10 protein-coding genes are annotated in these 14,183 nt (G+C 54.5%); 1 reads left to right on the top strand and 9 read right to left on the bottom strand.

All coding sequences use genetic code 11. The features are described 5' to 3' along the window. Window positions 1–23: 23 nt before the first annotated feature. The gene (gene efeU / locus AC6I8L_RS11350) at window positions 24–857 is read right to left on the bottom strand and encodes an iron uptake transporter permease EfeU (protein WP_058959854.1); all 834 of its coding nucleotides are present in this window, start codon (window positions 855–857) and stop codon (window positions 24–26) included. A 526-nt stretch (window positions 858–1,383) separates the two neighbouring features. Further along, window positions 1,384–2,868 carry a sodium/proline symporter PutP gene (gene putP / locus AC6I8L_RS11355; RefSeq protein WP_034824337.1) on the bottom strand — a complete coding sequence of 495 codons (1,485 nt, stop codon included), beginning with the start codon at window positions 2,866–2,868 and terminating at the stop codon, window positions 1,384–1,386. Window positions 2,869–3,313: 445 nt separating this feature from the next. Between putP and putA the strand changes: the two genes are divergently transcribed. Then, the gene (gene putA / locus AC6I8L_RS11360) at window positions 3,314–7,258 is read left to right on the top strand and encodes a trifunctional transcriptional regulator/proline dehydrogenase/L-glutamate gamma-semialdehyde dehydrogenase (protein WP_058959855.1); all 3,945 of its coding nucleotides are present in this window, start codon (window positions 3,314–3,316) and stop codon (window positions 7,256–7,258) included. An 88-nt stretch (window positions 7,259–7,346) separates the two neighbouring features. Here the strand turns inward: putA and AC6I8L_RS11365 are convergent, their stop codons facing one another. The 7 genes from AC6I8L_RS11365 to fliZ all read right to left on the bottom strand — a co-directional run bounded on the left by AC6I8L_RS11365 (window position 7,347) and on the right by fliZ (window position 14,146). Next, entirely contained in the window at window positions 7,347–8,429 is a 1,083-nt protein-coding gene (locus AC6I8L_RS11365) for an acyltransferase family protein (protein WP_058959856.1), read from the bottom strand. Window positions 8,430–8,838: 409 nt separating this feature from the next. Continuing rightward, window positions 8,839–9,927 (bottom strand): acyltransferase family protein, encoded by a 1,089-nt coding sequence (locus AC6I8L_RS11370; RefSeq protein WP_058959857.1) that lies wholly within the window; start codon window positions 9,925–9,927, stop codon window positions 8,839–8,841. A gap of 236 nt (window positions 9,928–10,163) precedes the next feature. Further along, window positions 10,164–10,916 carry an L-cystine ABC transporter ATP-binding protein TcyN gene (tcyN, locus tag AC6I8L_RS11375; protein ID WP_058959858.1) on the bottom strand — a complete coding sequence of 251 codons (753 nt, stop codon included), beginning with the start codon at window positions 10,914–10,916 and terminating at the stop codon, window positions 10,164–10,166. Continuing rightward, window positions 10,913–11,581: a cystine ABC transporter permease gene (gene tcyL, locus AC6I8L_RS11380; protein WP_045815117.1), complete on the bottom strand. Its 669-nt coding sequence runs from the start codon at window positions 11,579–11,581 to the stop codon at window positions 10,913–10,915. The genes tcyN and tcyL overlap by 4 nt, the downstream gene beginning before the upstream one ends. Continuing rightward, window positions 11,581–12,381 (bottom strand): cystine ABC transporter substrate-binding protein, encoded by an 801-nt coding sequence (gene tcyJ / locus AC6I8L_RS11385; RefSeq protein ID WP_058959859.1) that lies wholly within the window; start codon window positions 12,379–12,381, stop codon window positions 11,581–11,583. The genes tcyL and tcyJ overlap by 1 nt, the downstream gene beginning before the upstream one ends. Window positions 12,382–12,524: 143 nt before the next feature. Then, entirely contained in the window at window positions 12,525–13,511 is a 987-nt protein-coding gene (locus tag AC6I8L_RS11390) for a D-cysteine desulfhydrase (RefSeq protein ID WP_058959930.1), read from the bottom strand. A gap of 131 nt (window positions 13,512–13,642) precedes the next feature. Then, window positions 13,643–14,146, bottom strand: coding sequence for a flagella biosynthesis regulatory protein FliZ (gene fliZ / locus AC6I8L_RS11395; protein ID WP_034824353.1), 504 nt, complete (start codon window positions 14,144–14,146; stop codon window positions 13,643–13,645). Window positions 14,147–14,183: the final 37 nt, after the last annotated feature.

The following is a 14,183-nucleotide window of genomic DNA, read 5'->3' on the forward strand; positions in this document are numbered from 1 at the left end:
GCGCAATCGCGCCTGATTTAATTTCAGCGCGTGGTGCGCGCAGCACTGGCCGTTGGGCGCGCCGGGAAGAAGAACAGCAGCAGCGCCGGAATCAGGTAGATAAGCCAGGCCGCCACTTCACTGACGCTTGGCGTTTCCTGATAGCCGAGAATGCCTTCCAGCAGCGTACCGACCACCGAGTGGGTGGAGAGCGTGTTGCTGAGGTCGAAAGCAATGTCCTGGAAGTGGTTCCAGAGCCCCGCTTCGTGGAAAGCACGGATCGCACCTGCCGCGAGACCTGCGGCAACAAAGAGAATGAATAAGCTGGTCCAGCGGAAGAAGCTCGCCAAATTGAGGCGGATGCCGCCGTAGTAGAGCAGCATGCCCAATACAATCGCCGTCAACAGGCCGAGAACTGCACCAATCGGCGGCGCGTAGCCGACATCCTGGGTGAAAGCAGCGAGCAGGAAGAATACCGATTCCAGCCCTTCACGAGCCACGGCCAGAAAGACCATGAGGACCAACGGGAAGCCACCGCCGCCCTGCTTTTGCAATGCCTGGTCCACCGAGCGTTCCAGTGTAGCTTTGATGTTGCGCGAGACTTTGCGCATCCAGAACACCATGGACGTGAGGATAACCACCGCGACGACCGCGACGATGCCTTCAAACAGTTCTTGTTGTTTTTGCGGGAATTCGCCGGTGGTTTCATTAATGAAGATGCCAAGGCCTAAGCAGAGTGCCGCGGCAATGAAGACACCCGCCCACATCGCGGGGAACCACTGAGTGCGCTGGGTGCGTTTCAGGTAGCTGGCAATCAGGCTGACGATGAGAGCTGCTTCAAGACCTTCACGCAGCATAATGAGAAACGGTACGAACATCACCAACCTCTTGATTGTTAAGCAGGGTAAACCTTAGGTAAAAATACGTAAAGTGCAAACGATATCGATTATCATTATCGCGGGTAAAATTACAAGTCACTGAATGAAATTATTTCTCATTTGCGGGCTGTAATACGGATTCAGTGAAAATGGGTGATGGGGATTTCAGCGTTCAGATAAATATTCAGTGCTGGGGTGTGGCTGCAAGCTCAGTGCCGGGATATCGCTGCAGGTTCAGTGCCGGGTTTTCGCTGCACGTTCGGTGCAGAGTTATCGCTTCAGGTTCAGTGCAGAGGTGTCGCTTCGAGTTCAGAGCATTGTCCACTAAAGGCCATCCCGATCGCGAAGAAACCACGCATCCCTGCAGATCGGCCGCGCCGTCCATGGCGCGGACGCTTCGCTCCTCGGAATGGCCTTTATTGGACGATTAACTATGTCATTGCTTTGAAGGGAATGCTGAAGCCTGGTCGATTCCATAAAAAAAGCCCGCCGTTTGACGGGCGGGCTTAGTGTGTCAGAGACAGAATTACTTGGTGTTGTATTCAGCTTCGGCGGCAGCGAAGCGCGCTTGTGCTTCTTCTGATGGGCCTTTGCCGATCAGACTGAACACCACAATCGCGATGCTGGCGAAGATGAAGCCTGGAATGATTTCATACAGTTCGGTGTAACCATACTGTTTCCACAGCAGCACCGTCAGTGCACCAATCACCATCCCGGCCAGCGCGCCATTGCGGGTCATACGCTTCCAGCATACGCCGAACAGAACAACCGGACCGAAGGCAGCACCAAAGCCCGCCCATGCATAGCTGACTAAGCCGAGTACACGGTTTTCCGGATTGGCCGCCAGTGCGATAGCAATTAACGCAATCAGCAGCACCATTAAACGCCCTACCCATACCAGCTCTTTCTGGCTGGCATTTTTACGCAGGAAGCCTTTGTAAAGGTCTTCTGTCAGGGCGCTTGAACACACCAGCAGCTGGCAGCTCAGGGTGGACATCACTGCGGCCAGAATCGCTGACAGCAGGATACCGGCAATCCACGGGTTAAACAGGATACGCGCCAGTTCAATGAACACGCGCTCGCCGTTCTGGCTCACCCCTGCCGCTTGTTCTGGATGGTTCTGGAAGTAGGCGATACCGAAGAAGCCCACCGCCACGGCACCGGCGAGGCACAGGATCATCCAGGTCATGCCAATGCGACGTGCAGTGCGAATCGAGTGATGTGAATCCGCCGCCATAAAGCGCGCCAGGATATGCGGTTGTCCAAAGTAGCCCAGGCCCCAGCCGAGTAAGGAGATAACGGCAACAAAGTTGAGCCCTTTCAGCATGTCGAGGTTTTCGAGGCTTTTCGCTTCGATCACCGCCAGTGAATCATCCAGACCGCCGACGGCGATAATCACAAACACCGGTGTAAGGATCAGCGCGAAGATCATCAGGCTGGCCTGCACGGTATCGGTCCAGCTCACCGCCAGGAATCCGCCCACCAGCGTATAAAGAATGGTGGCAGCAGCACCGGCCCACAGCGCAGTTTGGTAATCCATACCGAAGGTGCTTTCAAACAGACGTGCACCGGCAACCACGCCTGAGGCGCAATAGATGGTGAAGAAGATGAGGATAACCACAGCGGAGATAACACGCAGCAACTTGCTTTTGTCTTCGAAACGGCTGGAGAAGAAGTCCGGCAGCGTTAAGGCATTATCGTGATGTTCGGTCTGCACGCGCAGGCGACCTGCCACAATTTTCCAGTTAAGCCAGGCACCGATGGTCAGGCCAATGGCGATCCAGCTTTCTGAAATGCCGGAAAGGAAGATGGCGCCGGGTAAACCCATCAGCAACCAACCGCTCATATCTGATGCACCCGCTGACAGTGCGGTGACCACACTGCCTAAACTGCGTCCGCCCAGAATGTAGTCGTCAAAGTTTTTGGTCGAACGGTAGGCAATAAAGCCAATCAGCACCATTCCCAGGATATAAATTACAAAGGTCACCAACATCGGTGTACTCATACTCATACTCTCTCCACTTATTATTTAATCCGTTAAGAGAAATCTTTTTTCCTGAGCCATCGGAACGTGATGGCATCAGGGCTTTACCGCATCCAGAGAAAGCGATTTCTCTTAAGGCGCGGTATCCTGCCGCAAAGGGGCGGCGCGCACAATGCATTTAACACAGCTGTCACAATGGTTTCACCTGACTTCGCTGATTTAATGCCAATAGGTTGCACACGCTCACACTTTGAGTTGCACCTTGTTCAACATGAGAGTGCTCTCGTTGAAGGGAGTTGCAACTTTGGCGAGCTTCTTGCAGCAAGTTTTGTGCCGTTTTTTCACATGACCGATTTTAAGTGTTGATAAACGTGCAACTCAGGTCACATTTAACATGGTTGCACAAAGTTGCAACATGAGTGATAGTGCAGCCCACGCTGATGTTGAATCATATTTTGAGGACGAGGAAATCATGGGAACGACCACCATGGGGGTGAAGTTGGATGAAGCCACCCGCGATCGCATTAAATTGGCGGCAGGTAAAATTGACCGCACGCCACACTGGCTGATCAAACAGGCGATTTTTAACTACCTTTCGCAGCTGGAAGCCGGTGAATCTTTGCCGGAAATTCCCCTCCAGCTCGCCGACGCCGCCAGTGAAGAAGGCACGGCAGACGAGTCATTCCAGCCCTTCCTCGACTTTGCTGAACATATTTTGCCGCAGTCGGTCACGCGCTCTGCCATCACCGCTGCGTGGCGTCGTCCGGAAACCGATGCGGTACCGATGCTGCTGGAGCAGGCGCGTCTCCCTGCCCCGCTGGCCGAGAAAACCCATCAGCTGGCTTATAGCCTGGCGGATAAGTTGCGTCACCAAAAAGGTGCAACCGGACGCGCCGGAATGGTGCAAAGCCTGTTACAAGAGTTCTCTCTCTCTTCGCAGGAAGGCGTGGCGCTGATGTGTCTGGCGGAAGCGCTGCTGCGTATTCCCGACAAACCAACTCGTGACGCGCTGATTCGCGACAAAATCAGCAATGGCAACTGGCAGTCGCATCTGGGCCGCAGCCCGTCGATGTTCGTTAACGCCGCGACCTGGGGTCTGCTGTTTACCGGCCGTCTGGTATCGACTCACAATGAAGCCAACTTGTCGCGTTCACTTAATCGCATTATTGGTAAGAGTGGAGAACCGCTGATCCGCAAAGGCGTGGATATGGCGATGCGCCTGATGGGCGAGCAGTTCGTCACCGGCGAAACCATTGCGGAAGCACTGGCCAATGCGCGCAAACTGGAAGAGAAAGGCTTCCGCTACTCCTACGATATGCTGGGTGAAGCGGCGCTGACCGCCAGCGATGCCAAAGCTTATCTGGTGTCCTATCAGCAGGCTATCCATGCCATTGGTAAAGCTTCCAATGGCCGTGGCATCTATGAAGGTCCAGGCATCTCGATCAAACTGTCGGCCCTGCATCCTCGCTATAGCCGCGCGCAGTATGAACGCGTGATGGAAGAGCTATATCCGATCCTTAAATCACTGACCTTACTGGCGCGCTCTTACGACATTGGTATCAATATCGATGCGGAAGAAGCAGACCGTCTGGAACTGTCGCTCGATCTGCTGGAAAAACTGTGCTTCGAGCCGGAACTGGACGGCTGGAACGGGATTGGCTTTGTGATTCAGGCATACCAGAAGCGCTGCCCGTTTGTGATCGACTCCCTGATCGATCTCGCCCAACGTAGCCGCCGTCGCCTGATGATCCGTCTGGTGAAAGGCGCGTATTGGGATAGCGAAATCAAACGTGCGCAGATTGAAGGGCTGGAAGGTTATCCGGTTTATACCCGCAAAGTGTACACCGACATCTCTTACCTGGCTTGCGCCCGCAAACTGCTGGCGGTACCGAATCTGATCTATCCGCAATTTGCTACTCATAACGCTCACACGCTGGCAGCGATCTATCAGCTGGCAGGCAATAACTACTATCCGGGTCAGTACGAGTTCCAGTGCCTGCACGGCATGGGCGAACCGCTGTATGAGCAGGTGGTCGGCAAAGTGGCAGACGGCAAACTGAACCGTCCGTGCCGTATCTACGCGCCGGTCGGCACCCATGAAACCCTGCTCGCCTATCTGGTACGTCGCTTACTGGAAAACGGGGCCAACACCTCGTTTGTTAACCGCATCGCGGATAACACCCTGCCGCTGGATGAGTTGGTTGCCGATCCGGTTTCTGCGGTGGAGAAGATGGCGCTGACCGAAGGCGCAGTCGGTTTACCGCATCCGAAAATCCCGCTGCCGCGCGATCTGTATGGTGAGAAGCGCGCCAACTCAGCCGGTCTGGATTTGGCTAACGAACATCGTCTGGCATCACTCTCCAGCGCCCTGCTCAATAGCGCCAGCCAGCCATGGATTGCCCAGCCGCTGGTCGAAGGTGAGCTGGGTGACGGCGTGAGCCGTCCGGTACTCAACCCGTCTGCGCCAGCCGATGTGGTGGGCAGCGTGCGCGATGCCAGCGAAGCAGAAGTCTCGGAAGCGCTGGATGCCGCAGTGAATGCCGGTCCAATCTGGTTTGCCACTCCGCCACAAGAACGTGCAGCCATTTTGGAGCGCGCCGCCGAAGCGATGGAAGGCCAGATGCAGCAGCTGATTGGCCTGCTGGTGCGTGAAGCAGGTAAGACCTACAACAACGCCATTGCCGAGGTGCGTGAAGCGGTTGATTTCCTCTATTACTACGCCGGTATGGTGCGAGATGATTTCGATAACGAGACCCATCGTCCGCTCGGCCCAGTGGTGTGCATCAGCCCGTGGAACTTCCCGCTGGCGATCTTCACCGGTCAGATTGCTGCAGCACTGGCAGCCGGTAACAGCGTGCTGGCGAAACCCGCTGAGCAGACGCCGCTGATAGCCGCGCAGGCGGTACAAATCATGCTGGATGCGGGCGTGCCATCAGGTGTGCTGCAACTGCTGCCGGGCCAGGGCGAGACTGTCGGTGCACAGTTAACGGGTGACGAGCGAGTACGCGGTGTGATGTTCACCGGTTCCACCGCCGTCGCGACGCTGCTGCAACGCAATCTGGCGGGTCGTCTCGATCCGCAAGGCCGCCCAACGCCGCTGATTGCTGAAACCGGCGGCATGAACGCCATGATCGTGGATTCTTCGGCGCTGACTGAGCAGGTGGTGGTCGATATCGTTGCCTCCGCCTTTGACAGCGCCGGACAGCGTTGCTCGGCGCTGCGTCTGCTGTGCGTACAAGATGATGTCGCCGATCACACCCTGAAAATGCTGCGTGGCGCGATGGCTGAATGCCGCATGGGCAATCCGGAACGTCTTTCTACGGATATCGGCCCGGTGATCGACGCCGAAGCCAAAGGTAACATCGAGCGCCACATTCAGGCGATGCGCAATAAAGGTTTCACCGTGTATCAGGCGGCGCAGGACAATCCGCAAGACAGCAAAGAGTGGACCAGCGGCACCTTTATCAAGCCAACCCTGATCGAGCTGGGTCAGGTGAGCGATCTGGATAAAGAAGTGTTTGGCCCAGTGCTGCACGTGGTGCGTTATGCGCGTAACAGCCTGCCACAGCTGATCGATCAGATTAACGCCTCTGGTTACGGTCTGACACTGGGTGTGCATACGCGTATTGATGAAACCATCGCGCAAGTCACGGCAGGCGCGAAGGTCGGTAACCTGTATGTGAACCGCAATATGGTCGGCGCGGTCGTCGGCGTGCAGCCCTTTGGTGGAGAAGGTTTATCCGGCACCGGTCCAAAAGCCGGAGGTCCTTTGTATCTCTATCGCCTGCTGGCAAACCGCCCAGACAGTGCACTGCGTAAGACCTTCGATCGTCAGGATGCCGAGCGTCCAGTCGACAGTTCCGTACGTGCTGAGCTGATGAGCGCGCACCAGGCATTGCAGAGCTGGGCGCAGGATAAACCTGAACTGCTGGCACTCTGTCAGCGTTATGACGAGCTGGCGCAGGCGGGTACGGTGCGACTGCTGCCAGGCCCAACGGGTGAACGTAACACCTTCACGCTTCTGCCGCGCGATAACGTCCTCTGTATTGCGGATAACGAGCAGGACGCACTGACACAGCTTGCGGCAGTGACCAGCGTGGGCAGCCAGGCGCTGTGGCAGGATGATGAGTTGCATCGCGCGCTGCGCAAATCACTGCCTGCCGCCGTACAAAAACACGTGGTGCTGGTGAAAGATGTGCTGGCAGCCGGGTTTGATGCGGTGATCTACCACGGTGACGCGGATCAATTGCGCGTGCTGTGCGAGCAGGTTGCCGCGCGGGACGGTGCGATTGTTTCGGTACAGGGCTTCGCGCGTGGCGAAACCAATCTGCTGCTGGAACGTCTGTTGATAGAGCGCTCACTGAGCGTGAATACCGCCGCAGCGGGTGGTAACGCCAGTTTGATGACGATTGGTTAAAAAATAAGGGCCCACATGGGCCCTTTTTCATGGCGCGCCGCGACGAGTATATCCACTTGTTGCGGCGCTACTGTTTTGTACTTTGAGCTTAAGCCACAGACTTGTTGCGCTTCATACCAATCAAGGTCGGGAAGACAAACAGCGACTGCCCCAACCCGCGATTGGTGACAGACCACACCGCCACCGACAGCAGCGAGCAAATCCCCACAATCGCCACCGGATAGAAACACGCCCACAACACGGAGAACCAGGCATAGTCAAACAGATGATGGCGCTGAGCGAACAGAATCGCTGACATGCCAAAATACTCAATGAAAATACGATGGATCACGTAGATTTGCAGGGTGTTACGGCCAATCCAGTTAAAGTACGTCATCTTAAAGTGCGCGTTAAGCCAGCGGCAGGCCGCCACGCTCGCCAGCACCGCGATGATGCACAGGAACAGGCTCTTATCCAGACCAAAGATAATGTGGATTCCTGATACCGCCGCCAGCAGCGCCCATGGCACGAGATTTTCACGACGCCATTCGCTCATACGCAGCATCAGCGGGCTCCAGAACGCGCCCAGCAGGAAGAACAGGAAGTACTGCGCCACGCTTTGCGGTCCCCAATACGGAATGATCTTCTCCACCGCCAGATAGTTAAGCGCAACCGCGACCACCAGCAACGCCACTTTCTGTTTGTGGAAGATCTTCGCACACAGGAAATACAGTGCCAGTCCGTACAGATACCACGAGGTGCTCATCGCCATAAACGTCAGTTTCAGGAACTCAAACAGTGAACCCGCATAGGCGGCATTCAGGTTGTGTGAGATACGCTGACCGGTGATCTCTGTGGAGATGCCCACAATCGACCACCACTGAATAAAGCCCCATAAAATATAGAGATAGAACAGATTGGTAATACGACTGGTAAATATCTGCTTCCACGGACGATTAAGAATCCCGTTGGTTGCCAGCAAGCCCGAAACAAAGAAAAAGGCTGGCATACGCAGCGGAGATAAAACAGTATTAAACTGCACCCATATTTCTGCCGGTATCCAACCCGCCGTCAATAATTTCACCGTTCCTTCAAATCCGGGTAATACGGTGTGGTACAACACCACCAGCAATATGCAGGCCCCTTTCAGGGTATTGACCCATGCAATATCTTCTTTCCTGGCGTTATTCATATGATTAACTCCCGCTGCTGTGTAGGTCTTTAAGGAGAAGTATGAGGAAATAAACAATGATGCATTTCTGGTTATTCAACGATTATTAAACAAGCTGGCGGGGGATGACTCTAGCGAAACTCCTAAAAGTTTTTTACTGGCCCTGATATAACAATACTTTACAGTTCCAGACATTAATCAAATGCTAAGCAGGCTAACAATATCTTCCCAAATTAGAGTCACTAAGGGTATGACGAGGGAAATAAGGTTAGCAATTAATACAGGGAAATTAAGAGCAATCCACCACAAACAAACCAAATTAAAATCAAATTTTATTCGTATAATTATGAAATGTGGCAGATGGATAAACGCGGATATTAATATTGTGCTAAGAGAAAATAATTAGGGCCAGCGAACTGGCCCTTTTTGATTATTGCAGCGGTGCCGCTTTTGTCTCTGGCACGGGTTTTCTCAACAGTCGCGGATAGATGAATAACATTCTGCCTGGACCGCGATTCAGCAGTGACCACACCGCCAGTGAGATCGTCACGCAGAGCGCCACGCCCGTCAACGGCATCAGCAGCGCCCATACCCAACTGAAGGCCGCATGACCAAACCAGCCGTAATGCAGCGCCAGGGCAATCGCGCTCAGTCCCAGCAACTCTATGAAGATGCGGTGCAGTACGTAAATCTGCAGCGTGTTACGGCCAATCCAGTTCAGCCACGCCATGTTCAGGCGCTCATTGAGGAAACGGCACACGACGATACCAAACACGATGGTCAGCAGGCTGTAGAACGGGTTTTTATAGATGCCCCCCACATGATGTACCACGCCAATCACCGCGATGCCTGCCAGCAGCAGCCAGTGTTGGCGCTTAAGCTGGCTAATCTCAATCAAAGACTGGCTAAAGAATACGCCGAGCAGGAAGTAGAGATAGTTTTGCGCCACGCTGGCCGGCCCCCAACCAGGGATCAGGCTAAACTGCGCAGCGTAGGTCGCGACAATCGCCAGTGCCATCAGCGCCATTTTCTGGCGGTGGAACAGCTTGGTGAACAAGAAGAAGCCCGCCAGCGCGTACAGATACCAGAGGCTGGTCATGGAGGTCAGCAGCAGTTTAAGGAACTCAAACGGCGTGTCGGCATAGGCAGCGTTTTTGGTGCTGGACAGCCGCTCACCGAGGTGTGTGGAGATATAGTGAATGCTCAGCCACTGAATCACCCCCCACAGCAAATAGAGATACACGATATTGCTGAACTTCTTGGTGAACACCTCTTTCCAGCTCTTCTTGACGATCGAACTGGCCGCCAGCAGGCCTGAGACAAAGAAAAAAGCGGGCATACGCAGCGGTGAAAGATAGGTATTGAAGGTCACCCACCAGTGCGCAGGCACCATGCCGGCCGTGAGGTGATGCAGTGAGGGAGCGAAAGTGGTGATAATCGAGTGGTGCAACACCACCAGCAAGATGCAGGCACCTTTTAACGTGTTGATCCAGAGGACTTCATTTCTGGCATGTGTCATTTTATGATCCTGATTGCGCCATGAATTTGTAAAGAATTATTTATATTTACAAAGATGTCTCAATCGGGGGCGTCTTAAAAATCCTTCTGCACCTTGCCAGCAAAATTTTATAGGCAATAAAATATTATTTTTCAGTTGGTTAATTGAAAGTTCTTTGACAATTTTCAGAGGAAACTGAGAGAAGGGATTCAGATGAGAAAAGAGAAAGCGCCGTCAGAACCAGACGACGCTTGAGACTATTGGTTAAGAAACTTGTCAAGAAATTGGCGGGTGCGTGCCTGCTGCGGATGGCTGAACAGCTCTTTCGCTGCGCCCTGCTCCACGATACGGCCCTGATCCATAAAGATCGCCCGATCGGCCACGTCACGCGCAAAACTCATCTCATGCGTGACGATCACCATGGTGCGTTTCTCCTGCGCCAGCGCGCGGATGGTATTCAGCACTTCACCCACCAGCTCAGGATCCAGCGCCGAAGTCGGCTCATCGAACAGAATCACTTCCGGTCGCATCGCCAGCGCACGCGCAATGGCGACACGCTGCTGCTGCCCGCCAGAAAGGCGACGCGGGAAGCTCTCCTCTTTGCCGTGCAGACCGACCTTCTCCAGCAAGCTGCGGGCTCGCGCCACGGCTTCTGCTTTCGGTTCACCCTTCACGATCACCGGCCCTTCAATGATGTTCTCCAGCACTGAACGATGCGGGAACAGATTGAAGTTCTGGAACACGAAACCCACCTGCTGACGCAAACGGCGAACCTGCTCTTTCTGCTTGTTGAGCCCAATACTGGCATCAATGGTGATATTACCCACCGTGACGCGGCCGCTATCGGGCACTTCCAGCAGATTGATACTGCGCAGCAAGGTGGTTTTCCCCGAACCGCTTGGCCCGATAATCGCCACCACTTCACCCGGTGCCACATCCAGATCGATGCCGTGCAACACGGTCTGGCCTTGGAACTGCTTGACCAGCTGACGTACTTCAATCGCACTCATTTTGCCTCCCGATCCTGTCGATTCACATGCGCTTCCAGGCGATTTTGCAATGCCGACAGCACCGTCGCCATTACCCAGTAAATCAGCGAGGCAGCCAGATACATGGTGAACACTTCCAGCGTACGTGAGGTGATCAATTGCGCCTGGCGGAACAGCTCCGGCACCTGAATGGTGGCCGCCAGCGAGGTGTCTTTCACCAGGCTGATAAAGCTATTACCGAGCGGTGGCAAAGCGGTACGTGCCGCTTGAGGTAGAATCACGCGGCGCAAGGTTTGCCATGGCGTCATGCCGATACTGGCCGCCGCTTCCCACTGCCCACGTTCAATCGCCGCAATCGCGCCACGCAGGGATTCAGAGGCGTAAGCGGCGGTATTGAGTGACAGACCAATCATCGCTGATGGGATAGGATCCAGCTCGATACCGAACTGCGGCAAGCCGTAGTAGATCATAAACAGCTGGGCGATCAGCGGCGTGCCACGGAAAATCGACACATAGATACGCGCCAGCCAGTTTACTGGCCAGAAATGTGACAGGCGCATCAGCGCCAGCACAAAGCCAAGTACCAGACCGAAGAACATCCCGCCGATACTCAGCTGCAGCGTGAACAGCGCGCCTTTGAGTAAGAATGGTGCTGAATCCAGCACCAGTTGTAAGCTTTCCTGCATTATTTAGTGACGTCCGCGCCGAACCATTTCTCAGAGAGTTTGCTCAGCGAGCCATCTTTCTGCATATCAGCAATCGCTGCATCAATGGCTTTCAGCAGGTCGTCATTGCCTTTACGCAGCGCCACGCCGGATTCGAGACGAGAGAAGGCCGGGCCCGCTACCGCCATGGTGTCGCCGGTTTTCTTCACCAGATCCAGCGCCGCTAAACGGTCCACCAGAATGGCATCAACACGACCTGAACGCAGATCCTGGTATTTGGTTGGGTCATCATCATAGGTACGGATATCGACGCCTTTGACGTTGTCACGCAGCCACTGTTCGTAGTTAGACCCCAGGCCGACACCGACTTTCTTACCAGAGAGATCCTCTGGCTTGGTGATGCTGCCAGCATTTTTCTTCATCGTCAGCGCCTGAACGCCAGAGAGGGTGTATGGCGTGGAGAAGTCATACTTCTTCTTACGCTCGGGTGAAATCGTTACCTGATTGATCACCACGTCGATGCGCTTAGAATCCAGTGCCGCCAGCATGCCATCCCATTTGGTCGGTTTCAGGTCCGCTTTGACGCCAAGGTGTTGTGCCAGCTCTTGCGCGAACTCCACTTCGAAACCGGTCAGCTTGCCGCTTTCATCCTGGAAACTGAACGGCGGATAAGTACCTTCCAGACCGACGCGCAGCTCACCTTTGCTCTTCACCTGTGCCAGCAGATCTTCTGCGGCGAATGTTTTGACGTTAACGCCCGCGACCAGCGCGACCGCCATCATGCCCATCACCAGTTGGCGACGAATAGGAGAGAAAGCCATGTTTACCCCATTTATTGTGATGTGTTGTGTGCTTTGAGGCAGCGAAACCGGGGTTTGCCGCCTTTTCGTTATTGGCGCTGCATTCAGGCCCATTTCAGGCCAGAACAACAGCTGCCGGATTATAAACCTTTTTTATCTTAGCCTTAGACCGAAGGATGATAAGCAAATAACGCAGGCGCGCCGCCAGTATGAATAAACAGCAGCGGCCCTTCACGACGGAAACGATTCTGCGCAATGCCATCTATCAATCCGGCCATCGCTTTACCGGTGTAGACCGGGTCCAGCATGATGCCTTCGAGACGCGCCAGCAGTTTCACCGCTTCCATGCCTTCATCATTAGGTTCACCGTAACGCGGCGCGAAATAGTCATCCCAAAGCGTGATCGGCGCGTGCGTCTGCACTTCCAGCTGTTCAGCCAGCGCGCTGCGGATGCGTTCTACCACCGGCAACTGCGCCTCGACTTTGCGTGAAACCGTCACACCGACCAGCTCGGTATCAGGCAGCAACTGCTCCAGCCCTACCGCTAAACCTGCATGGGTGCCGGCGCTGCCCGATGCAACCACCACAGCGGCGAAATCCACCACGCCTTCGCTTTGGTGCGCGATCTCCTGCGCACACTCCACGTAGCCGAGCGCGCCCAGTGCGTTGGAACCGCCAACCGGCACAACATAAGGACGGAAACCCTGGGCTTCAAGACGTTCAGCCTGTTCGGCCAGCTGTTCAGTGGGATTGTGCAACGCATCGACCATCACCACCTCGACGTCCATCAGGTCAAGCATAAGGCGATTACCGTTGGTGAGGTAGTTTTCTGAGGTCGTGCTAATCGGATTTTCCAGCAGCGCCACACACTCGAGGCCAAGGCGCGCCGCCACCGCCGCCGTCTGGCGCACATGGTTGGATTGAATCGCGCCCGCCGTCAGCAGGACATCCGCGCCCTCGCGCAGCGCATCGGCCGCCAGGAATTCGAGTTTACGCAGTTTATTGCCGCCCATGGCCACGGGCGTGAAGTCATCACGCTTAATAAAAATATCGCGACCGAGATAATCAGAAAGCCGTGGCAGATGCTCAAGCGGCGTGGGTGCACCGAGTAATTCAAGACGTGGGAACTGGTGCAAGAGATGTAAAGACAATGCAGCCTCCATTCGGGCAATGTGCAATTATCCATACAGTGTTGCAGAAGATGAGAAAAGTCGCACCCGGAATTCTGCGAGTGCGGCCCCTGTTGCTGCTATGCTCAGCAACAACAAGGGCAGGATCACAATCAGCCCTGCTGCCAGCCTAAAAACTGGTCATATTTACGCAGTGCGATGCGGTAATTGTTGTTACCCGCATCCGGCAAATCGTTTTCCAGACATTCATGCCAGCTGTTGCCCCGTAATCTGTCGGCCGGGAAATTTTTCGCTTTCAGCATGTCATCAAGACGACGCAGCCGCACCACATACTCGCGAATGGTGCTGTGACTCATCTCGGTCTGCTCAAACAGATACTGTTTGAACGCCATAATATCGAAGTAATTAGGATGGGTATTACAAAAAATATCGCTGCAGAAACGACATAACGCGGTCAGTTCCGGCTGGAGTTTCATCCATACCTGGTCATCAATCATCTGGTCCATCCGCGCGATGGCCTCTTTATTGATGATCTGTCCACGAAACACTAACGCCATACGATCTAAAACTTTGCCACAATGTGAACAGTTGCTTTGGCTGTGTTTATAGTCTTTAAGATAACGACTTAAAGGTCTGGCTTTGGCTTTGGCTCCCATTGCTGAGTCCCCGGTATTTTTATTTTTTCGATGCCAG

Source organism: Type-E symbiont of Plautia stali, assembly GCF_059731115.1.

Excerpts from the sequence above, each read along its gene's own strand:
- efeU (WP_058959854.1), bottom strand. The coding sequence starts at position 857 with ATGTTCGTACCGTTTCTCATTATGCTGCGTGAAGGTCTTGAAGCAGCT.
- putP (WP_034824337.1), bottom strand. The coding sequence starts at position 2,868 with ATGAGTATGAGTACACCGATGTTGGTGACCTTTGTAATTTATATCCTG.
- putA (WP_058959855.1), top strand. The coding sequence starts at position 3,314 with ATGGGAACGACCACCATGGGGGTGAAGTTGGATGAAGCCACCCGCGAT.
- AC6I8L_RS11365 (WP_058959856.1), bottom strand. The coding sequence starts at position 8,429 with ATGAATAACGCCAGGAAAGAAGATATTGCATGGGTCAATACCCTGAAA.
- AC6I8L_RS11370 (WP_058959857.1), bottom strand. The coding sequence starts at position 9,927 with ATGACACATGCCAGAAATGAAGTCCTCTGGATCAACACGTTAAAAGGT.
- tcyN (WP_058959858.1), bottom strand. The coding sequence starts at position 10,916 with ATGAGTGCGATTGAAGTACGTCAGCTGGTCAAGCAGTTCCAAGGCCAG.
- tcyL (WP_045815117.1), bottom strand. The coding sequence starts at position 11,581 with ATGCAGGAAAGCTTACAACTGGTGCTGGATTCAGCACCATTCTTACTC.
- tcyJ (WP_058959859.1), bottom strand. The coding sequence starts at position 12,381 with ATGGCTTTCTCTCCTATTCGTCGCCAACTGGTGATGGGCATGATGGCG.
- fliZ (WP_034824353.1), bottom strand. The coding sequence starts at position 14,146 with ATGGGAGCCAAAGCCAAAGCCAGACCTTTAAGTCGTTATCTTAAAGAC.